Raw genomic sequence first — 23,531 nt, forward strand, 5'->3', positions numbered from 1 at the left:
CTGCCCGAAGGGTTCGCTCTAGGTGTCCACCGCTCTTTGTTGCATGCTCTTGATGCAGAACCACTGCACCTGCGAACATGCGCCGCGATCGCTGAACACCTAGAACGAACAAAATTAATACAGCAAAGATCAACACGCCCTAGTTGCAGCTATTTGGAGCAGTTGCCTCATATCAAGCATGGTTAACATGAGGCGAACAGGATATCAGGCGGTTTTAGGGTATTCTGCGTGAAGCTGTTTATCGATTGCTGCCAAAATCTGGGTACGACTAATACACCCAACCAACGCCCCATCGGCGTTAACTACGGGATACATTTTCGGTTTTTCAATTAGTAGTTTTTCTGCCACTTCTAAGATAGACATGGTGTCTGTCACTGTCATTACCGGCGAATGCATGATCTCACCCACTCTGCAAACCTGTTCGCGGTAGTAGGTAGATTCAACCATGGCTTTAATGCAGTCCTGTTCAGACAAAAAGCCACATAATTTTCCGTCTTCATCCAACACCGGCCCACCAGACTGCTGCTTATGCAGCAAACGCTCCACAGCTTCTGCCACGGGCATATTGCGGCTAAGTTTAACGGGATGGTGGTTCATATAATCGCAAACCTGCAACGATTCCATTTTTCCTCCTGCGCAGCGATAGCCCAAAACGGCTGGTACTGCATAGTTGTTATTATCCTGAGGTTGCCTGTACGGACTGCTAAACGCGTATCAACAGCCTCTAGCGCTTGGTATAGCCTGTATTGCCAGAAACTCGTCTAATTTAAGCGTAGCGCAGTTTCAGAAAAATCACATGCATAAAAGCAATGATGACTATAGGAATTTAACTATTTGCTATGGAAGAGGATGTTGCTTTAAAAAGCGACGGTAATTCTGCTGCAGACGGGCTGAATAGGACTTTGCAATGATGTGTGTGTAATTGGTCGGCGAAGTGCGTCTGATAACGCTGGTAATCCGTTGGTTCAACACAGCATACCGCCCGAATACCGTAATGTTTTACCAACGCAATTAACTCATTTTCATAACGAAGCTCGGCATCCAGCATTTTGGTGCGATGATGCCAGGGCTCCTGATTAATGAAAAAAAGCGGAACGAACTGCTGTTGTTGTTTAAGGGATTCACCTAACTGATAAGACAAGTAATCCGTGCCAACAATAATAACTGGCACGGACGCCGCCTTTGTACGAGTGAAGAAACGTTTAAACATAGATTTCCAGTTGTGCCTCAATCACAACTGATCGCGCAGTTACTTGCGCTTCATTCCGTGATCCACTCTTCATAAATACCCACTTTCATGTTGCCCTGGGTATCTATTTGTGCGCGGTACATGCCAGAGGTGTTAAACACCGCCACGATATTCCCTTTTGCATCCACCGCAATAATACCGCCATCGCCTTCTGCTTTTACCAGCACATCATTTACCACCGCATTAGCTGCGTCGGCCAATGAGTCGTTGCGATACTTCATTCTGCTGCAAATATCTGCTGCAACGTGATAGCGAATAAAATACTCACCATGACCGGTAGCCGAGACGGCGCAGCTGGCATTATCAGCATAAGTACCCGCACCAATAATAGGTGAATCTCCAATCCGCCCATAACGCTTTGCGGTCATGCCGCCAGTTGAGGTACCCGCTACAAGATTGCCGTATTGGTCGAGTACCACGGCTCCCACTGTGCCAAAACGTTCATTACCCTGCTGACCACCATAAGTAATATTCGCATTCAGAATGCGTTCTTTGGCTTTTAGCAGCGCCTTGTAACGGCGCTCGGTATTAAACAAGGTATTTTTTACCGGCTCCATGCCAATCGATTCAGCAAATTCTTCCGCCCCCTTGCCACTTAATAACACGTGTGGAGATTGCTCCATCACCGCCAACGCTGCAGCAATTGGACTACGAATGGTTTTAACCCCCGCTACGGCACCGGCATTCAGCGTACCGCCGTGCATAATCGAGGCGTCTAACTCATGCTGACCTTCAAAGTTATACACCGCACCAATACCGGCGTTAAACAAAGGCGATGTTTCCATAACCTGAATAGCCGCCACTACGGCCTCTTCACCTTTTGCGCCACTTTTAAGCAGCCCATAGCCCATTTGAACGGCCGCTTGCAGCGCAGCAACATATTCGGCTTCGCGCTCGGGCGTCATGCTGGCCTGCAAAATAGTTCCCGCCCCGCCGTGGATCACAATGGCTACTTCCTGGCTCCAGGCCGATAGCGCCATACAACTACTTAACCAAACGACAGACAGTTTTTTAATTATACTCATGTGTGTTCCCAGTAACTCGATAGTAGGGTCTGTTGAACCTATTACTTTACGGGTTTCCAGTATTGATGACCAGTTGAAGTAGTGTGCAAAAGTTGACGTTCATCGAATTTAACGTGTTTCGCATGAACACAGAAACGACGCCAGCAAACCGTTTCCAGTGAAGAATAGCGGTTTGCGCTTGGGTCCCTCTGGGGGGCATGTTAGTATCGCTATCATTACCTGCCAGATTTTCATGTGGCCTGTCCAGTGCTGAGTTCAATGGCACATAGCATCGTTATCTTTGAGAATATTGCGCTCGTGACGATAAAAGTAACTACTAATAAAAGTACCGTTAAACGATGAGTCAACCAAGCCCAGCCAGCTTTCTCTGGCACGATTACGAAACCTGGGGCGTCAGCCCGCAAAAAGACATGCCCAGCCAGTTTGCTGCCATTCGCACCGATGCAGATTTGAATGAAATCGGCAAACCTATCAACATTCTGTGCCAGATCGCTAACGACTACTTACCCCAGCCGCAGGCCGCTCTGGTAACGGGCTTGACGCCGCAACACACGCTCAGAGATGGTATGACTGAGGCGGATTTTGCCGCCAAGATACAGCAGGCCATGATGGAACCTGGCACTTGTGTGGTGGGTTACAACAGTATTCGGTTCGACGATGAAGTATCGCGCTATCTGTTTTACCGGAATTTTTACGATCCTTACGCGCGGGAATGGCAAAACGGCAATAGCCGATGGGACATCATTGATTTGGTGCGCGCATGCTATGCGCTTCGCCCGGAAGGCATAGAATGGCCATTACGTGAAGATGGCTCGCCAAGTTTTAAACTGGAACTGCTCACCGCGGCCAACGGTATCGACCACGGACACGCGCACGACGCGTTATCCGATGTGCGGGCAACCATTGCGCTGGCCAGACTGATTAAAACAAAACAACCAAAATTATTTGAGTTTGCGCTGTCGTTACGTCAAAAAGCCAACGTACTCAAACAAATAAACCTACAACAACTCACGCCGTTGGTGCATGTTTCCTCTAAAATTCCAGCCAGTCAGGGGTGTTGCACCTGGATCCTGCCTGTTGCGCAGCACCCAACAAACCCAAATGCGATTATTACAGTGGATTTACACTCGGATCCCACGCCCATTCTCGAACTGGATACCGAATCCTTAAAGGCGCGCTTATATCGCAAACAGGAAGACATGCAAGACGGCGAACTTCGCCCTGGCATTAAACTTATCCACATTAATCGCTCGCCTTTTGTCACTACTGCCAAGGCGCTGACTGAAGACACGGCGGCGCGATTAGGATTAGACAGAGAACAGTGTTTGGCGCATTACCGGCAGCTTGTTGCACACACCAGTTGGATTCAAAAACTGGTTGAGTTGTACCACACAGAGCACGACGAACTGGAACAGGATCCGGATCATGCGCTATACAGCGGGGGCTTTTTAACCAATGAAGAAAAACACTGGTGTACCGCGGTGAGAGAATCCGCACCAGAGCAATTGGTAAGCCTGGCTGATAAAATTCACAACCCTACGCTGAAATCCCAGTTATTTCGCTATCGCGCCAGGAATTACCCAAACACCCTCACCTACGAAGAAAGTCAAAAGTGGCAACGTCACCGGCAGTTTAGGTTAACCGACCCGGCTTCCCCCGCCAGTATTACGCTGGAAGCGTATTTATTTGAACTGGAAAAACTGGCTGAGCAACACGCCGACAACGCGCAAAACAAAGCAATATTAAAAGCCCTGTATGCCTACGCACAAAACTTGTGATTTTGTTGGTATTAGTGCATCTTTAGTATAAGTGTCATACGCGAGAAGTATGTCCCTTTACCTGTTACAGGTTCAGCACAAAAGAACCTGAGGCAAGCAATGCCCAAAGTGCACTTAATAATAAAAAGCAGTGTTTTTTCCAGGCAACTAAACACGATAAAGGACGGGAATTGCAATGAAAGGTGTTCAGTTTTCGTTCGATGTAAATCGCAATCACGTTACGCTATCCATCGCACCCGATCAGCTCGAGCAGGAACTCAATGCTCAGGCCGTTTACGATGCCATGTGCGAACAGGGTTTCAACGAAGTTTATTTATCTCAGTCAGCAATTAAAGCTACGTGCGACAAAGCCAATCACTTTTATAAAACCAAAGACACCTCCAGTGTTATGGAACAAGTGGGTGAACGGCGGCATTGCGAACTGGAGTTTCGCATCAGCGAAGATAACATGTCAGGTTATGCCATTTTTACCGCTCCGCACGGAGGTCAGGTCCCTGAATTACAACAGGTACTGAGGCTTGCAAATAAAGCCAATATACGCCGGGGCCTGGGTAAAAAGCGTGTTACTGCCCTTATCAATCAGGTTAAAGAAGCCGAGCCGGGTAAACGTGTTGAAGGGCTCATAGCCAAAGGACTGCCGCCCCGGGATGGCCGTTCTTCCAGGCAGCGCCCTCTGGTACCCAACGCACTTGATCGGGTATTGCGTCCACAACAGTCAAACCAATCCAAAGTAGACATGCGCAACCTGGGAGAGATTGTGTGTGTAAAAGCGCACGCGGAAGTGTTGCGCAGGGAGCCCCCCACCAAGGGTCGCAGCGGATTTGATGTGCGCGGCAATAAGCTGGTATCAAAGGAAGGCGATTGGATCCCATTAAAAATTGGTAATGGCACGGCCATCAGTGATCACGACGAAAATCTGGTGATGTCGACCATAGCCGGTATGCCTAAATACCAGGATTTAATCATGCAGGTAGACGACACCTTTATTTGCCCTGGGGTAAATGTAGGTACCGGGCATGTTAATTACGAAGGCTCGGTGTTGGTGAACGGTGATGTTACAGAAAACATGCACGTTAAAGCCAAAGGTGATGTCACTGTTAATGGATTCGCTGAATCGGCAATGATTGAGGCTGGTGGCGACATCATTATTACCGAAGGTGCCATGGGCAAACAACAGGATGTAATGCGCGAGTACACCTGTCAGTTAAAAGCCGGCGGCAGTATCTATATTCAGCACGGCCAGGGCGTTGACATTCTTTGCGGAGGCAGTTTAAACGTAGGGCGCCAACTGGCGCACTGCCGGGTTAACTCAGGCGGAGGCGTTATAATCGGGCGACCAGAGCATCCTCAAGGCAACATCTTTGCCTGTGAAGTCAGCAGTCAGGGGCCGGTCATCGCGGGGACGGTTGGGGCAATATCAGGCAGTACGCTGCGAATCGACTTCAGCAACGGTTTCAATCAGTTACAGGCTCGTAAAGAATTTTTTGAGGAATTGCTTCAACAAATCCGCTCGAATACAGTGCGACACAAGGAAAAAATTGATCTCATTAATAACCGGGTGGTCCCCAAGTCGCTGCTTGCCAAAGTAACGGAAGCCAAAGAGATGTTGAGGCATGAAACGACCTTACTGTCGTGGATGGAAAGCAAATCAGTAGAACTGCTGGAAGCCAAATTACATTACCAACAAGCCGCACATTTAATCGCGACCAAAAAGATGTATTCAGGGGTAACCGTAAAGCTCAATAACCGTACCTGGCGTTCAGAGCGGGAATACGAACGAGCTAAGGTAAGCTACGACATGCATCAATGGAAATATGAGCCTATTACCTGATTGGTAACGTGTAGATGTTTGAACGTTTCAGGAAATTAATGCAAACACCTAACACGTTGTGATAGCCGGCGGTTGGTCAATTGTGGTTTTGCGGGGTGTTGTTGCACTGCAAAACCACATAGCACTATTCTGCCACTACTGTTTCAACCAGCTTGCCCAACAGTATTAACGATTCTTGCCACCCCAAGTAACACATTTCTGGCGGTATTACATCTGGAATACCCGCTTGCTCAATATACATCTCTGTACCACACAGGACTTTCTTTAAGATAATGGTAACGAGAATTTCTCCCGGCAGGTTTGGGTCTTCAAATTTGTCTGTGTATCGAATTAATTCATTGGGAACCAATTCAAGGTACTCCCCACCAAAGGAGTGCATATTGCCTGACGAAAAATTCGTAAATGACATTTTGAAAGTACCACCAACCACTGCATTGATATGATCAACGTTGCAGGTAAATCCATTGGGAGGAAGCCATTTTGATAATGCAGCACCATCAAGGAATGCCCGGTAAATCAATTCAGGCTCTGCACGAAAAACCCGATGAATGTTAATTGTGTTAGTGGCCATACAATTGCTCCTAATTTGATAATTCATTTGGCATGCAGACTCACCCACGCTAACAATCTCTGCATGATGCCCAGAATCAATACATTACAGCCAGCGGTAGAGTGTTACCTATTTATTTCGTTCGCGTAAATAAAGGTAGTGGTAACCTTTCGGCCAATTAAGGAGTTCGCGGATATCGCTTCGCCATTCAGGGACGACAGCAAGTATGATATGTTCTGTTAGGTAGCTATTTAAGCGCTAACAAAAAATGGTGAAAACGCGGTGTTTGTTCTATGAAAGGATTAGCTCACACAATCACGTTTCGGCTATCATTACCTTTCCGCCGTGTTGGCGACGCGCCAGATACAGTGCCTGACTGGCCCTTTCGTACCAGTCGGCGAAGGTTTCGCCTTCTTGTAACGCGGCCAAACCAATTGAGAATGGCAACTCGCGGATATCGGGTCTTTGGTGCGTCTCAACCGCTTCTTTTAGCCGCTCAGCCAGCACTTTAGAAGCAGATATTGGAGTTTGCGGACACAATACAATAATTTGTTCTGAGCTCCAGCGACCGGCAATGTCTACTTCGCGAACACAAGATAAACAAATCCTGGCTAACTCTTTTATGCCTTCTTCATTAATTAACGGCCTGCTGTTCATCTGTCTTACAGAATGACTGGTAAAATCGAATAAAATCAAACTGGCGGCAGTATGAAAACGGTTAAAGCGCGACACTTCGTCTTCGGCTCGATGCAGCATAAAATTGCGGTTGTACAGATTGGTTGCCGTATCGTGTGAAGACAAAAACTCCAGCATGCGGTTTTTTTCAAGCAGAACCGTTTGAAGATTCTCCATTTCATCCTGCTTGTGCCGCATTTCACGCGAACAACGACGCAGCAAATTTTTTCGCCAAATCAGCGTTGCCAGCACAATACCGCCACAAAACACTACCATGATTCCCAGGCGGAAGTCCTGTTGCCTTTGGCTCTTTACGTTATTCCAACGTTTATAAATAGCAACACTGGTGGCTTCGGGAATGCGTTCAATCGCAGAATTGAGAACGGGTACCAGCTCAGCATGCGCTCTGTTCACCCCCATTCGCAATAAATGCATGGGCTCGAGATATCCGGTAATTGCCATGTCTTGCAGGTTCATTCGGTTCAATTCCGAATTCACACTTAGCATTGCTCCTGCCATTACATCCACATTACCACGCACTAATTCCCTCACAGCCTCAGTTTCTGAATTCATTAACTGCAGCCTGATATCGGGGTAATAACGTGCTAAGTATTCAGCTAAATAACTGTTTTTGTCGACTGCGACCAACTGATGAGTTAAACCATCTACGCCGTGATACATCACATCATAACTATCACTGACCAGCACATTGGGGGTAGCAAAATACGGCGAGGTAAAACTCAGAAAAGTACGGTGAGCGTAAGACTGTGCAAGCATGGGCAACACCATGCACTTACCAGTTTGTACAAATTCCAGTGATTGCTGCCAGCTATCGGTTACAACCAACTCAAATTTGATGTCGGCGAGTTCACCTATTACTTCCAGGTATTCTGCAGAAATGCCAACATGCGCGCCATTGCGCAGCATTTCATACGGCACCCACGAAGGATTAATACAATAGGTAACGGTTGTTGGCGAAGCAGTTGCAGAAGACGTCATGCCGAAAAATAGGGCAGAAAACACCAGCCATCGCACTAAAATATCTTTAAACTTGAACATGGTAACAATGTATTCTTATTTCAGTTAAGTATGCGTTTTCACAGGAGTGAAATCAACTTAAACAGTACAGAAAAGCCAATGAAACAGGTAGTTAAGAGCTTATAGTTACTTTAAAACAGAACGTTTGGTCGCGACATGTTCAAATAACGAGGCGCTAATGCGCCTCGTTCCAACTTAGGTTTTAAAGCATTTCTACCGCTAACGCGACGCCTTCACCACCGCCGATACACAAAGACGCAACCCCTTTGGATTTACCTTGTTGTTTCAGCGCATGAAGTAGCGTTACCAGAATACGTGCACCTGACGCACCAATCGGGTGACCCAACGCACACGCACCGCCTTTCACATTCACTTTTGCAGCATCAAGACCTAACTTCTTGATTGCTAACATGGTTACCATTGCAAACGCTTCATTGATTTCGTATAAATCAACATCGTCTTTGGTCCAGCCTGCTTTATCGAGTACTTTTTCCATTGCCCCAACAGGCGCAACAGTAAAGTCTTCCGGCTTAATAGAGTTCGTTGCATGAGCCACTACTTTCGCCAGCGGTGTTAACCCCAGTGCCGCCGCTTTTGATTCACTCATTACCAAGAGTGCTGCTGCACCGTCTGAAATTGAACTTGAGTTGGCGGCGGTAACGGTACCATCGCGCTTAAATGCCGGGCGAAGCGTTGGAATTTTCTCAGGTTTTGCACCCAGCGGGCCTTCGTCGGTATCAACCACTACATCACCCTTGCGCGTGGCAACCGTGATCGGCGTGATCTCATCGCTAAACGTTCCTGAACTGATTGCCTCATTTGCTTTTGATAACGAACCGATGGCGAATTCGTCCATCATTTCGCGGGTCAATCCTTCTGCATCAGCGGTTGCCTGAGCAAAGCAGCCCATTGCCTGACCGTCATAGGCGTTTTCCAAACCGTCCAGCATCATGTGGTCCATAACCTGACCATGCCCCATGCGATAACCCGCGCGGGCTTTAGGCAGTAAATAAGGTGCATTACTCATGCTTTCCATACCACCCGCCACAATTACTTCGGCACTGCCAGACTGAATCATATCAGACGCCAGCATAACGGCTTTTAAACCTGAACCACATACCTTGTTAATCGTAACGACACCGGCTGCCAGTGGTAATTCAGCCTTTAAAGACGCCTGACGAGCTGGCGACTGTCCTAAACCTGCAGGCAATACACATCCCATAATCACTTCATCGATGACATTGACGTCAATACCACCACAAACAGACTTAATTGCTTCCGCACCCAGGTCTGTTGCGGGTAACGCCGACAAACCACCCATAAAACCACCCATGGGAGTACGTTTTGCAGCGACGATAACGACAGATTCTTTACTCATAGTTTCCTTGCCTCATTTAGGTTTTACACAAACAGTTAATACCAACCTGTAGAATAAGTGTTACGAGTGGCGCACTTATCCCGTCAGTAATTTACCAACAACGACAGATCACGTTCAGCTGCGGTCTGTTTATTGTTCCCGATTCCCGGTTACCGGTTACCGGTTCCCGGTAAGCCGGAACCGCATCATTGCTTTTATTTGCTTGCCGATTTTTTGCACGGCTATGTGCAGTTAACTCAACACCTGCACACGAACAAAAGCAATCATTACAGCAAAAATAAACAAGCCTTAGCTTACACCTGTATACAAAAATAAACACAAGACTTTGGTTTTATAGAAAGCCTCGCACTTCACGCCATTGACGTTAATGAATTGTTACTTTACCTTTACGTTAACTCAACCTAACGTTAACGTAAACTGCAGTCTGTTTACAATACAACACTACCGGGTAACTACAGGTGAGACTTTAGGAAATCGGCTAATGACCAATCAAGAAAATGAATCAACCTACACCATCGGAGAACTTGCCAGGGAATTCGATATTACCCCTCGTTCAATACGTTTTTATGAAGAACAGTCATTGCTGAGCCCCAAACGTACCGGACAGAACCGTATCTACTGTAACAAAGACCGCGTCAGGTTAAAGCTAATTATGCGTGGTAAGAGGTTGGGCTTCTCATTAGCCGAAATAAAAAATCTGTTCGAGTTGTACGACAGCAACCCGAATTCCAGTGCGCAGTTGAAAACCATGCTGCAACTGACCGAACAAAAACGAGCCGTACTTCGACAGCAATTACACGACATTCAAATGCTCATGACAGAGTTGGATGACGTTGAAACACGTTGCCGCGAAGAATTAGCCGATTTACTAAGAGGTGAATAAAATGACAGCCCACTACCCTACCCTTAATTTCGCGTTAGGCGAAGACATTGACATGTTGCGCGACCACGTTTTTCAATTTGCGCAAAACGAAATTGCTCCGCTTGCAGCTAAAGCCGATGAAGACAATGCCTTTCCCAATGCCCTCTGGCCCAAATTAGGTGAAATGGGATTACTCGGCGTTACCGTAAGTGAGCAATACGGCGGCGCAGATATGGGCTATCTGGCCCACACCGTTGCTATGGAAGAAATCAGCCGGGCATCAGGCGGTATCGGCTTGAGCTACGGCGCGCACTCTAACCTTTGCGTCAATCAGATTTACAAAAACGGGAACGATGCACAGCGCGAAAAATACCTGCCAAAACTGGTAAGCGGTGAACACATTGGTGCATTGGCCATGAGCGAACCAAATGCCGGTTCAGACGTAGTAAGCATGAAGCTGGCAGCTAAAAAGGTGGGCGATAAATATATCCTCAACGGTAACAAAATGTGGATCACAAATGGTCCTGATGCCCATACCTTTGTGATCTACGCTAAAACCGATGTCAACGCAGGCCCCAAAGGCATTACTGCGTTTATAGTTGAACGCGACTTCCCGGGCTTTAGCCGCGCACAAAAACTCGACAAACTGGGCATGCGCTCATCGAATACCTGTGAACTGGTGTTTAAAGACTGCGAAGTACCCGAAGAAAACGTACTGGGCGAAGTGGGTGGCGGTGTGCGCGTACTCATGAGCGGTCTCGATTACGAGCGTCTGGTCCTGTCGGGTGGCCCACTGGGTATCATGCAATCGTGCATGGACATCGTTGTACCTTACATCCACGACCGCCAGCAATTTGGCCAGTCAATTGGTGAATTCCAGTTGGTGCAAGGCAAAGTAGCCGACATGTACACGCAAATGAATGCAGCAAGAGCGTATGTTTACGCTGTTGCAAAAGCCTGCGATCGCGGCGAAACCACCCGTAAAGATGCAGCAGGCGCTATTCTTTATTCTGCCGAGCTGGCAACGAAAATGGCGCTGGACGCTATCCAGCTGCTGGGCGGCAACGGCTACATCAACGAATACCCTACCGGTCGCTTACTGCGCGATGCCAAGCTGTATGAAATTGGCGCGGGAACGTCGGAAATTCGCCGTATGTTGATTGGCCGCGAATTGTTTAAAGAAACCGCATAATCATTCAGGCAGTTAACGACAGAAAAAAGAGGAGGCGCTATGCCTGTACTCAATACCAATATAAACAACCAGTCTGAAGCCTATAAAAATAACTACCAGGCCATGCAGAATGTGGTGGCAGATTTGCAAAAGACTATTGCGCAAATCATGCAGGGGGGTGGCGAGAAATACGTTGCCCGCCATAAGGAAAAAGGCAAATTATTACCCCGCGAACGCATTGATGCGTTGCTGGATGCAGGATCACCATTCCTCGAAATTGGCCAGTTAGCCGCCTGGAATGTGTACGAAGATTATGTACCCTGCGCGGGTGTCATTGCGGGTGTAGGCATAGTGAGTGGCGTGGAGTGTATGATCGTTGCCAACGATGCCACGGTTAAAGGCGGCAGCTATTACCCGTTAACCGTGAAAAAGCACTTACGGGCCCAGGCGATTGCAGAACAATGTCACCTGCCATGTATCTACCTGGTAGACAGCGGCGGCGCCAACCTGCCCCGTCAGGATGAAGTATTCCCGGATCGCGAACACTTTGGCCGTATTTTCTTTAATCAGGCCAGAATGTCATCGCAAAACATTCCGCAAATTGCCGTGGTAATGGGTTCGTGTACCGCTGGTGGTGCTTATGTTCCGGCCATGGCCGACGAAAGTGTGATTGTAAAGCAGCAAGGCACTATCTTTTTGGCTGGCCCGCCACTGGTAAAAGCCGCAACAGGTGAAGAAGTAACGGCCGAAGAATTAGGCGGTGGTGACGTACACACCCGCATTTCCGGTGTTGCCGATCACCTGGCTAATAACGACCACCACGCGCTGGAAATTGCCCGTGATGCCGTTGCGCGTTTAAATCGCAAAAAGCCCGTCACGGTAACCCAAGAGCCCATCAAGGCACCGCGCTACCCGGCGCATGAACTGTACGGTATTGTGCCGCAGGACCTGCGTCAGCCGTTTGATGTGCGCGAAGTGATTGCCCGTATTGTAGACGACTCCGACTTTGATGAATTCAAAGCGCGTTACGGTACTACACTGGTGTGCGGCTTTGCCCGCTTACACGGTATGCCCGTTGGTATTGTGGCAAACAACGGTATTTTGTTCAGCGAGTCAGCGCAAAAAGGCGCACATTTCATTGAACTGTGTTGTCAGCGCAAAATCCCGCTGATATTCCTGCAAAACATCACCGGCTTTATGGTGGGTAAACAATACGAAGCCGATGGCATTGCCAAACACGGCGCCAAAATGGTGAACGCCGTGGCTTGCGCCAACGTACCCAAACTCACCGTATTAATTGGCGGTAGCTTTGGTGCCGGTAACTACGGCATGTGTGGTCGAGCTTACGATCCGCGCTTTATGTTTATGTGGCCCAACGCCCGCATTTCCGTAATGGGTGGCGAACAGGCGGCAGGCGTACTGGCACAGGTGAAAAAGGAGCAAAAACTGCGTGCTGGGGAAACCTGGACCCCCGAGGAAGAACGCGCGGTTAAGCAACCGGTCATTGATAACTACGAGCAGCAAGGTCATCCCTATTACGCTTCTGCGCGTTTATGGGACGACGGCGTAATTGATCCGGCGCAAACCCGCAATGTACTGGCTTTAGCGCTGAGCGCCAGTTTAAACAAACCCATTGAAGACACCCAGTTTGGCGTGTTCAGAATGTAAGGAACCACCATGACCCAAGATATTCTTTACAACGTTGATGACAGGGGCGTAGCCAGCATCACACTGAACCGCCCGGAAAAACACAACGCTTTTGACGACGTCATGATAGCCGAGCTTACCCGTTGTTTTGAGCAGGCAGGCAGCGATCCTGCTGTGCGTGCAGTGGTACTGGCCAGCAATGGCAAAAACTTCTGCGCCGGTGCTGACGCGGGCTGGATGCAACGCATGGCTGCCTACAGTGAAGTACAAAACCGCACTGATGCCCTGCAATTAGCGGCGATGCTACAAACCTTATATCGCCTGCCCAAACCCACTATTGCCCGTGTGCAAGGTGCAGCATTTGGTGGCGCGGTAGGTTTAATTGCTTGCTGCGATATTGCGATAGCCTGCAAGCTCAGTAAGTTTTGTTTAAGTGAAGTAAAACTCGGTTTGATCCCGGCCACCATCAGCCCTTACGTAATTGAAGCGATGGGTAAACGCGTAGCAAAGCGCTATTTCCAAACTGCTGAAGTGTTTTCGGCATACCGGGCACGTCGCCTGGGTCTGGTGAGTGAAGCGGTAAGCGAAGAACAATTAGACGACGAAGTAAACACGCTTTTGTCGGCCCTGTTGCGCAACGGTCCGAATGCGGTAGCTCAAGCCAAAGCGCTGGTCGATAAGGTTGCGGGCGCCCCCATAGACGGGACGATGATGCAGACAACCAGTGATTGGATTGCGCGTATTCGTGTGTCTGAGGAAGGTCAGGAAGGCTTAAATGCTTTCCTGGAGAAACGTGTACCTGCCTGGGTAAAGGAGTCTGAATAATGATCCATAAATTATTGATTGCCAACCGAGGGGAGATTGCGTGTCGCGTAATGCGCACAGCCAAGGCCATGCACATCCCCACCGTGGCGGTATATTCTGATGCTGACAGTCAAGCCATGCATACCCATATGGCAGATGAAGCGGTAGCTATTGGCCCGGCACCCGCCGCGCAAAGCTATCTGGTGCAAGATAAAATCATTGCTGCCGCTAAAGCCACTGGTGCCAATGCAATTCACCCCGGTTATGGCTTTCTGTCTGAAAATGCCGGTTTCGCCCGCCGTTGCGAGGCCGAAGGCATTATTTTTGTTGGGCCCCCCGCCAGCGCCATTGACGCAATGGGCTCAAAGTCCAAAGCCAAGCAGATTATGGAGCAAGCAGGCGTGCCATTGGTACCTGGCTATCATGGTGATGATCAGGATGAGCAAACCCTGTTAAACGCCGCTCGCGAGATTGGCTTTCCTGTTATGTTAAAAGCAGCGGCCGGTGGTGGGGGCAAAGGCATGCGTCAGGTTATGCAGGAAGCGGATTTTGACGCCGCACTGGCAGCCGCCAAACGCGAAGCCAAAGCCAGCTTTGGCGATGATACCATGCTGGTCGAAAAATTCCTTACCCAGCCACGCCATGTGGAAATCCAGGTATTTTGCGACAGCCACGGCAATGGCGTGTACTTGTTTGAACGCGACTGTTCGGTACAGCGACGTCATCAAAAAATTATTGAGGAAGCCCCTGCTCCGGGTTTGTCTGAATATGTGCGCAAACACATGGGTGAAAGTGCTCTGGATGCCGCTAAAGCTATCGGTTATGTAGGCGCAGGTACGGTAGAGTTTCTGCTCGATGGCGATGCCTTTTACTTTATGGAAATGAATACGCGTTTACAGGTTGAACACCCGGTAACGGAATACATAACCGGTGAAGATTTGGTTGCCTGGCAACTCAGCGTAGCCCAGGGCAATCCATTACCTAAATCCCAGGAACAATTATCCTGTAACGGGCACGCCTTTGAAGTGCGGGTATACGCAGAAGATCCCGATAACGGCTTCTTGCCCTCAACCGGTACGCTAAGTCATTTACATTTTCCGCAGGTCTCGGAATCGGTTCGTATTGATACAGGTTTTCAGCAAGGCGATACGGTATCAGTGCATTACGATCCCATGATTGCCAAGGTGATCACCTGGGGTAGAAATCGCGAAGAAGCCCGCCTGCGTATGCTGGCATGTCTGAAAGACACTCATGTTGTAGGCGTTACCACTAACATCGGCTACGTGAACCGGGTAATGCAACATCATGCATTTGCCGACGCCCACTTGACGACGCATTTTATCCCGCACCACGAAGCCGAATTAATTGCACCCGTAATGGCCGATTCGTTGCTGCCCGTAATGGCTTTACAACTGCTGTTAAATCAGCAACCTGCGGACACCAGTGAATTAACCAACTGGCGCATGAATCATTGCTTTAAGCAGCAATTGCAGCTTGAGTGTAACGGACGCAGTGTTGTGTTAGCCGTCACCTCGCACGCGCAGCACTACACTATTGAGCATAGCGAACAGCAATGGCAAGTCAGCGGTAGCTGGCAACACGGCACACTACACTGTGAAATTAATGGCCACCGAAGTAAACACAACATGGCCTGTGTAAATAAATCAGCTAACCAGTGGGCGTTGTTCTGGCAAGCGGAAACACTCCTCTTCGCGCAGGCATCAATTGATATTGGTGTACACGACGACAGCCACGACAGCGGGTGCGTTGCCCCAATGAACGGGACCATTGTTAAACTGCTGGTAGAGGCCAACTCGCCGGTTAAAAAAGGCACGCCGTTACTGGTAATGGAAGCTATGAAGATGGAACACAATGTTACTGCGCCGTCTAACGGTATGGTGAGCGAGTTTTACTATAATGCCGGCGACCTGGTGGATGGCGGTGCATCACTACTGGAGTTTGTAGCCGATGACGCGTAACTACCCTTCCAAAGTCAGTATTGTTGAAGTAGGCCCAAGGGACGGTTTACAAAACGAAGCACAAACTATCCCATTGCAGGCCAAAACCGACTTTATTCATGCGCTGGCCAGAGCCGGGTTGAATCGCATTGAGGCTGGCAGTTTTGTGTCGCCCAAATGGGTGCCGCAAATGGCTGACTCTGCTCAGGTGTTTGCTGCAATAAATCGCACGCCGGGTGTCACTTTCAGCGCCTTAACCCCCAACGATAAAGGCATGCAGGCTGCCATTAACGCCGGTGTTGATGAGGTGGCAATTTTTGCAGCGGCGTCTGAGGCATTTTCTCAGCGCAATATTAATTGCAGCATAGCCGATAGCCTGAAACGCTTTGAAACCGTTATGCAAATGGCAAACGATCAAGGATTGCGCGTGCGTGGCTATTTGTCTTGCGTGATGGGCTGCCCTTACGAGGGAGATATCGCTCCGGATAAAGTGGCTGATGTATGCAAAACCCTGCTCGACATGGGCTGCTACGAAGTATCATTAGGCGACACTATTGGCGTGGGCACACCGGGGCACACTCACCGTTTGCTGGATACCCTGTTAAGGGATATCGAAGCAACAAAGCTCGCGGCTCACTTCCACGACACTTATGGTCAGGCTCTGGCTAACCTGGTAGTGGCGCTGCAATACGGTATTTCCACTATCGACAGTGCTGCTGGCGGTCTTGGAGGTTGCCCTTACGCCGCTGGGGCCAGTGGCAATGTTGCCACAGAAGATGTGGTGTACATGTTAAACGGAATGGGAATTGAAACCGGCGTAAATCTGAATGCGGTGCTCGCCGCTTCAAATGCCATGTTTGGTCATTTGGAGCGCAAACCTACCTCGCGAACCTATACCGCGATGTTGGCAAAGTGTAACCGAAGCTTTTAACCCCAGCTCACCTGCCGCCCGCGCTATTCGACTTTTCGATGGTGCGGGAGATTTAGCCTTTTGGCTAACTTTTCAAACCAAAGTGTAAATCTTCTGCAAAGGCGCAGCTTTGCGGGAATTTTTCAACTCAAAATGTGACCAATCATCAGAATAGATTTGTTTAGTGCACTCGTGCCTGATCAAATCAAAATATCGATTGGTTTGCGGAGATAACTATGTCAGTTGCAATAACTTCTTCATATAGTTTGGGGAAAAATCTGGTTCGAATAATGCCATTATGTCTAGTGTTGATGTTAACGGCATGTGGCAGTAGTGAAACAAACACCACAGTAACGGATTCCAACTCATCCAGCAGTAGTAGTGATCAATCGGGTTCAGACAGTTCATCGGGTACTAGTAGCGATAGCACAGATGACGATACAACCGGCGACAGTGGCGATGATAGCAGTGCTGATGACACATCAGACGATTCATCGGATGAGGATACTACAGGAGCGGCTTGTAGTGAAAGCGGTGAAATGGCCGAGTTAGTGTGCAAAGCTGAGGCCTTTATCGCGACACTAAGTACTACTCAGCAAAACAATTTGATTTACGATTTCAACGACAGCACAGCAAAAACAACCTGGTCTAACTTACCCTCAGTGTCGCGCAACGGCCTTCGTATAGGTAGCCTAAGTGACACGCAGTTAGATGCCGCATTGGCCGTAATGATGGTTGCCTTAACCGAGCAGGGCTTTGATGATTTGGAAGGCCTGTTAGCTGCCGATGATTACCTGGTGGACATTGGTGGTGGCAGCGCCTATGGCTCGGCGAATTACTATATTGCCTTTATTGGAGAGCCATCCGTAACAGATGACTGGATGCTGCAATTCGGCGGACACCATATGGCGTTTAATATCACCTACATTGGTGGAACGGGCTACCCGGTGCCAATGCACGAAGGTGTAGAGCCGAAAGCCAGCTTCGAAATTAATTCATCAACTTACGCCCCGCTGAAGGATGAGGGGGATGCGCTTGTGGCCATGTTTGAAGGCTTAACCGACAGCGAGTTCAACACGGCCTATTTAACAGGCGAATGGTACTCAGATGTGTTAGTTGGCCCAGATAACGGCAATGGCACCTACCCGTCAGATTATCCGACAGGCAGCGACCGAAAAGGGGTACTGGTCTCAGATTTGACAGCAGAACAGCAAGCACTGGTAACCGCTGCCATTAGTACCTGGGTAAATGATTATCCTGCCAATGTGGCCGATCATTTACTGGCCGATTACACCAGTGAGGAAGCCTTCGCCGATACCTACATTGCGTTTGCAGGATCCTCATCGAGCACTATTAACGTGGATTCCAATGGCACATACATGCGCATTGATGGCCCGCGAATTTGGCTAGAACTGGTATGTCAAAACGGTGTAATTGTTAGAAATCAAACACATTACCATACGATTTTCCGCGATAAGTTATACGATTACGGCAGTAGTTTATAATGTTAACCTTACGGGCATTTCTGCTGTTTCTGAGCGTGACGTGGGCCTTATCAGCTCACGCTCACCCTGCCAGTCAAAGTCAGATTGAAATTAGTCGTGACTATCAGCAGGTAACGTTTTTACTCTCGTTACCGCTCGACCAGCTTGCCGTAGCCTTGCCATCGGCGAGCCGGTGGCAATTTGCTAAAGAACCAAATATTGCGGTATTAAACCGTTATCTGAATCAACACATGTCACTGCTTCAGTCTGATCATCCGTTGGAGATTCGCTTCGGACAGAGTTGGTTAAGCGAGGAAAACAGCGAGTTCGTTGTAAAAGTACCCGCTACTGCCTTTTTTAAGGCATCACAAGAGCAAACATTGCAACTCACCTATGATGTTATCCAGCACAAAGTAATCAATCATCAAACTGTGGTAACAATGGCAAATGATATCTATCAGGGTACGCTGGTCGATGGCCCTGCTCTGCTTGGCGTATTGCGGTACAAACATAACCACGTTGCAATCGCCGCTGTAACGCCTGAACTTCCGGTAATGATGAGTCTGTTTACGCATGGCATGGCCCACATCGTAACCGGTAGCGATCATCTGGCATTTTTACTGTGTTTATTGTTAGTGAATGGATTAACCATTCGACACCGCAAGTGGCATCAACACCGTGCTAGCGTTACCGATAGCATTAAACTCGTCAGTGCTTTTACTTTGGGTCACACCATCACACTGCTCGCCAATCTGTTATTGCCCGTACCAGTGATCAGCAATTGGATAGAAGTTGCGGTGGCCGTTACCGTATTGGTCAGCGCCATACACGTTATGGTACCGGTTTTTACCAGACAACCTTATTGGATTGCGGCGGGTTTTGGACTCATCCACGGTATGGCATTTTCATCGGCAATAAATGTTACCGGGCTTAGCGCCTCTACAACCGCACTCGCAGCCATGAGTTTTAATTTGGGTATTGAATGCGTTCAGATAGGGTTAGTCTGCTTACTGGTGCCTTGTATTAACCTATGGCGACAAACCCGAATGTACACCACATTGCGAATGACTTTAGCCTCGTTAGTGGTGGCCCTGTCGGTGGTCTGGGTAATTCAGCGCATGTCGCCCTTTATGGCAAATGTTGACACCTCCCTCACCGCCACTGTGTTAACACAATTACTGGGGATTGGATTACTTGGCACTGCGCTGTTGTATGCTTGCCATCCGAAACGCAAACATCAATGCGTGTCGCACACATACCATTGATCATCAGGATTTCTCTGCTGGCAGAATAAGGGTTAGCAACATGCCAATCAACAGAGCGACAGCCATTATTGCGATAATGTCTATTTGAGTAGTGGCCGCCAGTAAGGCATACCCCGCACCAAACGCCAGCATAATTATCCCAATGGCGGTGTTGCTGAATGCCACCAGCTCAGTGCGTTGCTGCCCTTCCTTAACATCCAGACTATAAGTCTTGCGCCCGGCTCTTACACCAGTATGTGCCAATGCCAGCACAAAAAAACACACTCCCGCAGCATACACACTGCTACCGGGTAACCAGTAATGTAATCCGCAGGCAATGAGCGCCAGCCACCCCGATAACTGCAAGGTTAAACGCGCGCTTATATCGGCTATTTTTCCCCACATAAACGATGAAAGCATCGTTGCCAATGCCTGCGCAGCCAAAAAATAAGGTAATAATTGCATGGCATCCTGCTCACTTTGCACCATAAAGTAAGGTGCCAATAGTGCGCTATGCACGAAAAATCCCCGAACCGCAATAAAGCGCCATACGGTGCTATCTACTTTCCATTTGATACCATCACCTTGCCTGGAAGGCGATTCAACCTCTGTGCGATTACTGATAAGTGCCAGCAATCCCAACAAGTATGAAAGCGACGCAAATGCAATAATAGCCACAGCCAGCGACTTGTCGAGTTGATTGCTCCACCAGGTAAACGGTACAGCAATACAGAGTGTGAGGACGCCCGACAATGTAGAGGCCATCCCCAATACTTTGCCACGCTGACCTTTGCTAACGATATCAGCCTGAATATCCTTCATGGTTAACGAGCAAACCGACCGGCCCAGACTGAGTAATATTAATCCCAAGAGAATGCCGTAACCTGCCTGAACGCCATCAAATGTTGAAGCAGCCAGCGCAATGCCTGTCACTGCGAGAAACTGCAATACCATCCCAATTCGCCACACCTTGTGTCTGGCTGGCATGTTGCGCAACCATACGCCCAGTAAAGCTTGCGGCAATAACGCGCCTGACTCACGAATAGGAACCAGCCAGCTTACCATCCACACCGGCGCGCCCACCGCCAGCATCAGCGCCGGTAGCGTTGTTTTTGCCGATATCAACAGGTCGGCTAGTTTGCTCGCACAAAGGGATATAATGAGTTGGCAATGGCGTTTATTCATCGGTTACTTCCATGATCGCACTGATGACGTGCCAAAAAATACATAAGGGGATAACGGTTATTTGGTTTTACGCCTACAAAGAAAGAAAGGATCGCACTGCGCTCATATTAATGACTTACCAGGCTATTTTCGGCTAGTACTTTGATATTCTCCAGGCCCACTTCCATGTCCCGGCCTAATTTGTCATCAAACGTAAGTAGTTTATAGCGATCGATGATATTTAAACCCACATCTCCCTGGCTGGACCAGGTAACACGGATACCATTATTTGACGCGTCAAGACGGATTTCACCAGTGGCTTCAATACCTTGGGTAACATTGTGCAAGGAATATGTGAGCATGCGGTTAAATTGCAGGGAGTCAATTTGAATTGAGCCAATTCCCAATACATCGCTTTGCCATTGAACACGCATGCCTATTGCCCGGTCGGGCCCATCGTAAGAATAAATTGCAACCGGATCGAGCCGCCCCCAGCTACTCCATTGTTGCCATTTTTTAAGGTCGACAACCATGGGGTAAATGACACTGGCTGGCGCCTCAATTTCAATTGAGCGCTCAACCCTGTATTCACTGGGCAAAACCACCCCAACTAATCCAACAAAGATCAGTATGATGATTAGATTTAATGCTGCTTTGCTCCCCGGCATAGCATCCCCTGTTAGTGTTGACCCAGGAGAATTATAACATCAATTTAACAAATTGAGAGATTTACGGCATTTTTTGATTGTAACAGGCAAAAAATATAGTCAATTACCTTTTGGGCATTGGCATCTGAGAGCCATTTACATTCAAAACCCGACGTTTCCTGCCAGATTTGGCCGGCATTTGGCGTGCGCGTTGACGCCATACATTTACCATTAACAATATTGATTGCGTCATCATGGATGCCCAGCACGCAAGTTGCCAGAACATCCCACATAAAATAAGTAAATTCGTAGGCAGGAATGGCCGTCACCGTTGCGGCCCAGCATTGCCCGGCCAATTCAGCCAATGGCGTGCCCAGCGCAGACAGCTTCTCCAGGAAATCCCAACTTACTGGTAACCGGTTCGTTGCATCTAAAGGCACCAACACCAGCGGTAATTCCGCAGCCAATAAATCATAGGTTGCCTGAGGGTGCCAATACGCATTCCATTCGGCAGTACCGTTGTGATCGTGCATCGCCACATTGCCACGCACATCGATAGCGCCGCCCATCCACACTACTTTTGCAATGTTACGCTTTAATTCAGCAGAACAATTAACTGCGGCTGCCAAATTAGAAGCCGGGCCGGTCATTAATACCGTAACCGACACGTTACTGGCCGAGATAATCTGAGACATCAATTGATGCGCAGGTTCAGTAACACGCTGCGCATAATTGGCTTGACTGCGAAGAAACGCTGGCAACGCTCTGCAAAACCGGGGTTGCGCGCGCCAGTCTGCGGGAAAGGGATTGGGGCCAATAATATTCCCTACAGCCACTTTCACGTTGGTTGCATTAAACATATGCAATATTTTTAAGGTAGATTCCAGTGCGTCATCCGGGTAGCAATCGGCTGGTGTAATACACACAGCTTTGAGTTCAATGTGCGGCATACACAGCAGTAAAATCAACGAAAGTAAATCGTCGATCCCACCGTCGTGGTCGAAAATTACGGGTTGTTTAGACATGTGAAGTATTCATTCTGAAAACGATAAAAAACAGTAGAAAAGCGAGTTTGATGTATACCAATTCGCGCAGAAATTGGGTATTACATTACAATAATTCCAACAGAATTCCAGCTTATTTAAATCTTTATAAATACTGGCTTGAGCAATATTTATACTCAGCGTAAGATAGTGAAAATTAATATAATTTATAGTGCAGTGATTCAGTGCTGAACACTGTCAACTTCAGGTACTTGCCCGACCACTTGGGTATCTGCCGACTGTGCGTGTCAGAAGGAGAATAGAATGGCCGACAACAGCTCTCGTTATATCAGTAACCTAACCCGAGATACTTATGCTCTCATCCTCGCAGGAGGACGAGGTTCACGATTACATGAGCTGACCACCTGGCGTGCCAAACCCGCCCTGTATTTTGGTGGTAAATTCCGCATTATCGACTTCCCGTTATCCAACTGTATTAACTCTGGCATCCGCCGAATTGGCGTGATCACGCAATACAAATCACACTCATTGATCCGCCACCTGGTGCGTGGTTGGGGCCACTTTAAAAAGGAGCTGGGTGAGTCGGTAGAAATTTTGCCAGCATCGCAGCGCTTTTCCGAAAACTGGTATGAAGGGACTGCCGATGCAGTATTCCAGAACATCGATATTATTCGTGAAGAATTACCCAAGTACGTTATGATTTTGTCTGGCGACCACATCTATCGTATGGACTACGGTGATCTGCTGGCAAGGCACGTAGAAACCGGTGCCAAGATGACGGTGTGCTGTATGAAAGTTCCCGTTGAAGAAGCCGCCGGTGCGTTTGGTGTTATGTCGGTGGATGAAGAACTGCGTATCACAGGTTTCGCTGAAAAACCGGCCTCCCCCGATCCGCTGCCAGGCGAACCCGATATGTGTCTGGCGTCGATGGGTAATTACGTATTTGATACTGAATTCCTGTTTGAACAACTGCGCCGTGACGCAGAAACATCTGGTTCTGAGCGGGATTTCGGTAAAGACATTATTCCCAGTATTATTGAGGATCAGGATGTATTTGCCTATCCCTTCCAAAGCAACGACAACGAGCACGTTTACTGGCGCGATGTAGGTAC

20 protein-coding genes are annotated in these 23,531 nt (G+C 48.5%); 11 read left to right on the plus strand and 9 right to left on the minus strand.

The window, feature by feature from the left end:
• Positions 1-204: 204 nt before the first annotated feature.
• From ACLR2L_RS09715 to ACLR2L_RS09725, 3 genes are all read right to left on the minus strand, one after another.
• On the minus strand, positions 205-624 hold the full coding sequence (locus ACLR2L_RS09715; protein ID WP_140957061.1) for a CBS domain-containing protein: 420 nt from the start codon (positions 622-624) through the stop codon (positions 205-207).
• Positions 625-826: 202 nt separating this feature from the next.
• On the minus strand, positions 827-1,171 hold the full coding sequence (locus tag ACLR2L_RS09720) for a nucleoside-diphosphate sugar epimerase/dehydratase (protein ID WP_413367777.1): 345 nt from the start codon (positions 1,169-1,171) through the stop codon (positions 827-829).
• 89 nt (positions 1,172-1,260) lie between these two features.
• Positions 1,261-2,274, minus strand: coding sequence for an isoaspartyl peptidase/L-asparaginase family protein (locus ACLR2L_RS09725; protein ID WP_413367779.1), 1,014 nt, complete (start codon positions 2,272-2,274; stop codon positions 1,261-1,263).
• Positions 2,275-2,612: 338 nt separating this feature from the next.
• Between ACLR2L_RS09725 and sbcB the strand changes: the two genes are divergently transcribed.
• Together sbcB and ACLR2L_RS09735 are read left to right on the plus strand one after the other, a co-directional pair.
• The gene (gene sbcB, locus ACLR2L_RS09730) at positions 2,613-4,052 is read left to right on the plus strand and encodes an exodeoxyribonuclease I (protein WP_413367781.1); all 1,440 of its coding nucleotides are present in this window, start codon (positions 2,613-2,615) and stop codon (positions 4,050-4,052) included.
• A 175-nt stretch (positions 4,053-4,227) separates the two neighbouring features.
• Complete coding sequence (locus tag ACLR2L_RS09735) at positions 4,228-5,883, plus strand: DUF342 domain-containing protein (protein WP_413367783.1); 1,656 nt, start codon at positions 4,228-4,230, stop codon at positions 5,881-5,883.
• Positions 5,884-6,007: 124 nt separating this feature from the next.
• On the opposite strand, the gene ACLR2L_RS09740 is transcribed toward ACLR2L_RS09735, so the two are convergent.
• From ACLR2L_RS09740 to ACLR2L_RS09750, 3 genes are all read right to left on the minus strand, one after another.
• Entirely contained in the window at positions 6,008-6,454 is a 447-nt protein-coding gene (locus ACLR2L_RS09740) for an SRPBCC family protein (protein ID WP_413367785.1), read from the minus strand.
• A gap of 294 nt (positions 6,455-6,748) precedes the next feature.
• On the minus strand, positions 6,749-8,167 hold the full coding sequence (locus tag ACLR2L_RS09745) for a GGDEF domain-containing protein (RefSeq protein ID WP_413367787.1): 1,419 nt from the start codon (positions 8,165-8,167) through the stop codon (positions 6,749-6,751).
• Between the two features lie 181 nt (positions 8,168-8,348).
• Entirely contained in the window at positions 8,349-9,524 is a 1,176-nt protein-coding gene (locus tag ACLR2L_RS09750; protein WP_413367789.1) for a thiolase family protein, read from the minus strand.
• A gap of 481 nt (positions 9,525-10,005) precedes the next feature.
• Here ACLR2L_RS09750 and ACLR2L_RS09755 point away from each other — a divergent pair, with 481 nt between their 5' ends.
• The 8 genes from ACLR2L_RS09755 to ACLR2L_RS09790 all read left to right on the plus strand — a co-directional run bounded on the left by ACLR2L_RS09755 (position 10,006) and on the right by ACLR2L_RS09790 (position 19,625).
• Positions 10,006-10,407, plus strand: a complete 402-nt coding sequence (locus ACLR2L_RS09755; RefSeq protein WP_413367791.1) for a MerR family transcriptional regulator — start codon at positions 10,006-10,008, stop codon at positions 10,405-10,407.
• Position 10,408: 1 nt separating this feature from the next.
• Positions 10,409-11,578, plus strand: a complete 1,170-nt coding sequence (locus ACLR2L_RS09760; RefSeq protein WP_140957052.1) for an isovaleryl-CoA dehydrogenase — start codon at positions 10,409-10,411, stop codon at positions 11,576-11,578.
• Between the two features lie 39 nt (positions 11,579-11,617).
• Positions 11,618-13,225 carry a carboxyl transferase domain-containing protein gene (locus ACLR2L_RS09765; RefSeq protein ID WP_413367794.1) on the plus strand — a complete coding sequence of 536 codons (1,608 nt, stop codon included), beginning with the start codon at positions 11,618-11,620 and terminating at the stop codon, positions 13,223-13,225.
• Between the two features lie 9 nt (positions 13,226-13,234).
• Positions 13,235-14,029: an enoyl-CoA hydratase/isomerase family protein gene (locus tag ACLR2L_RS09770; RefSeq protein ID WP_413367796.1), complete on the plus strand. Its 795-nt coding sequence runs from the start codon at positions 13,235-13,237 to the stop codon at positions 14,027-14,029.
• On the plus strand, positions 14,029-15,987 hold the full coding sequence (locus tag ACLR2L_RS09775; protein ID WP_413367798.1) for an acetyl/propionyl/methylcrotonyl-CoA carboxylase subunit alpha: 1,959 nt from the start codon (positions 14,029-14,031) through the stop codon (positions 15,985-15,987). The genes ACLR2L_RS09770 and ACLR2L_RS09775 overlap by 1 nt, the downstream gene beginning before the upstream one ends.
• Positions 15,977-16,897 carry a hydroxymethylglutaryl-CoA lyase gene (locus ACLR2L_RS09780; RefSeq protein ID WP_413367800.1) on the plus strand — a complete coding sequence of 307 codons (921 nt, stop codon included), beginning with the start codon at positions 15,977-15,979 and terminating at the stop codon, positions 16,895-16,897. The genes ACLR2L_RS09775 and ACLR2L_RS09780 overlap by 11 nt, the downstream gene beginning before the upstream one ends.
• A gap of 269 nt (positions 16,898-17,166) precedes the next feature.
• Positions 17,167-18,381 carry a DUF3500 domain-containing protein gene (locus ACLR2L_RS09785; RefSeq protein WP_413367802.1) on the plus strand — a complete coding sequence of 405 codons (1,215 nt, stop codon included), beginning with the start codon at positions 17,167-17,169 and terminating at the stop codon, positions 18,379-18,381.
• Positions 18,381-19,625 carry a HupE/UreJ family protein gene (locus tag ACLR2L_RS09790; RefSeq protein WP_413367804.1) on the plus strand — a complete coding sequence of 415 codons (1,245 nt, stop codon included), beginning with the start codon at positions 18,381-18,383 and terminating at the stop codon, positions 19,623-19,625. Before ACLR2L_RS09785 ends, ACLR2L_RS09790 begins: the two co-directional genes overlap by 1 nt.
• Before the next feature lie 3 nt (positions 19,626-19,628).
• Here the strand turns inward: ACLR2L_RS09790 and ACLR2L_RS09795 are convergent, their stop codons facing one another.
• The 3 genes from ACLR2L_RS09795 to ACLR2L_RS09805 form a co-directional block, all read right to left on the minus strand.
• The gene (locus tag ACLR2L_RS09795; RefSeq protein ID WP_413367806.1) at positions 19,629-20,789 is read right to left on the minus strand and encodes an MFS transporter; all 1,161 of its coding nucleotides are present in this window, start codon (positions 20,787-20,789) and stop codon (positions 19,629-19,631) included.
• 107 nt (positions 20,790-20,896) lie between these two features.
• Positions 20,897-21,436 (minus strand): SRPBCC family protein, encoded by a 540-nt coding sequence (locus ACLR2L_RS09800; RefSeq protein WP_413367808.1) that lies wholly within the window; start codon positions 21,434-21,436, stop codon positions 20,897-20,899.
• 44 nt (positions 21,437-21,480) lie between these two features.
• Positions 21,481-22,440 carry a nucleoside hydrolase gene (locus ACLR2L_RS09805; RefSeq protein ID WP_413367810.1) on the minus strand — a complete coding sequence of 320 codons (960 nt, stop codon included), beginning with the start codon at positions 22,438-22,440 and terminating at the stop codon, positions 21,481-21,483.
• A gap of 282 nt (positions 22,441-22,722) precedes the next feature.
• On the opposite strand from ACLR2L_RS09805, the gene ACLR2L_RS09810 reads away from it, so the two are divergent.
• On the plus strand, positions 22,723-23,531 hold an 809-nt coding region (locus tag ACLR2L_RS09810), incomplete at its 3' end, for a sugar phosphate nucleotidyltransferase (protein ID WP_413367812.1).

The organism is Alteromonas sp. AMM-1 (genome assembly GCF_047290655.1).
Lineage (GTDB): Bacteria > Pseudomonadota > Gammaproteobacteria > Enterobacterales > Alteromonadaceae > Alteromonas > Alteromonas mangrovi.

Excerpts from the sequence above, each read along its gene's own strand:
- ACLR2L_RS09715 (WP_140957061.1), bottom strand. The coding sequence starts at position 624 with ATGGAATCGTTGCAGGTTTGCGATTATATGAACCACCATCCCGTTAAA.
- ACLR2L_RS09725 (WP_413367779.1), bottom strand. The coding sequence starts at position 2,274 with ATGAGTATAATTAAAAAACTGTCTGTCGTTTGGTTAAGTAGTTGTATG.
- sbcB (WP_413367781.1), top strand. The coding sequence starts at position 2,613 with ATGAGTCAACCAAGCCCAGCCAGCTTTCTCTGGCACGATTACGAAACC.
- ACLR2L_RS09735 (WP_413367783.1), top strand. The coding sequence starts at position 4,228 with ATGAAAGGTGTTCAGTTTTCGTTCGATGTAAATCGCAATCACGTTACG.
- ACLR2L_RS09740 (WP_413367785.1), bottom strand. The coding sequence starts at position 6,454 with ATGGCCACTAACACAATTAACATTCATCGGGTTTTTCGTGCAGAGCCT.
- ACLR2L_RS09745 (WP_413367787.1), bottom strand. The coding sequence starts at position 8,167 with ATGTTCAAGTTTAAAGATATTTTAGTGCGATGGCTGGTGTTTTCTGCC.
- ACLR2L_RS09750 (WP_413367789.1), bottom strand. The coding sequence starts at position 9,524 with ATGAGTAAAGAATCTGTCGTTATCGTCGCTGCAAAACGTACTCCCATG.
- ACLR2L_RS09755 (WP_413367791.1), top strand. The coding sequence starts at position 10,006 with ATGACCAATCAAGAAAATGAATCAACCTACACCATCGGAGAACTTGCC.
- ACLR2L_RS09760 (WP_140957052.1), top strand. The coding sequence starts at position 10,409 with ATGACAGCCCACTACCCTACCCTTAATTTCGCGTTAGGCGAAGACATT.
- ACLR2L_RS09765 (WP_413367794.1), top strand. The coding sequence starts at position 11,618 with ATGCCTGTACTCAATACCAATATAAACAACCAGTCTGAAGCCTATAAA.
- ACLR2L_RS09770 (WP_413367796.1), top strand. The coding sequence starts at position 13,235 with ATGACCCAAGATATTCTTTACAACGTTGATGACAGGGGCGTAGCCAGC.
- ACLR2L_RS09775 (WP_413367798.1), top strand. The coding sequence starts at position 14,029 with ATGATCCATAAATTATTGATTGCCAACCGAGGGGAGATTGCGTGTCGC.
- ACLR2L_RS09780 (WP_413367800.1), top strand. The coding sequence starts at position 15,977 with ATGACGCGTAACTACCCTTCCAAAGTCAGTATTGTTGAAGTAGGCCCA.
- ACLR2L_RS09785 (WP_413367802.1), top strand. The coding sequence starts at position 17,167 with ATGCCATTATGTCTAGTGTTGATGTTAACGGCATGTGGCAGTAGTGAA.
- ACLR2L_RS09790 (WP_413367804.1), top strand. The coding sequence starts at position 18,381 with ATGTTAACCTTACGGGCATTTCTGCTGTTTCTGAGCGTGACGTGGGCC.
- ACLR2L_RS09795 (WP_413367806.1), bottom strand. The coding sequence starts at position 20,789 with ATGAATAAACGCCATTGCCAACTCATTATATCCCTTTGTGCGAGCAAA.
- ACLR2L_RS09800 (WP_413367808.1), bottom strand. The coding sequence starts at position 21,436 with ATGCCGGGGAGCAAAGCAGCATTAAATCTAATCATCATACTGATCTTT.
- ACLR2L_RS09805 (WP_413367810.1), bottom strand. The coding sequence starts at position 22,440 with ATGTCTAAACAACCCGTAATTTTCGACCACGACGGTGGGATCGACGAT.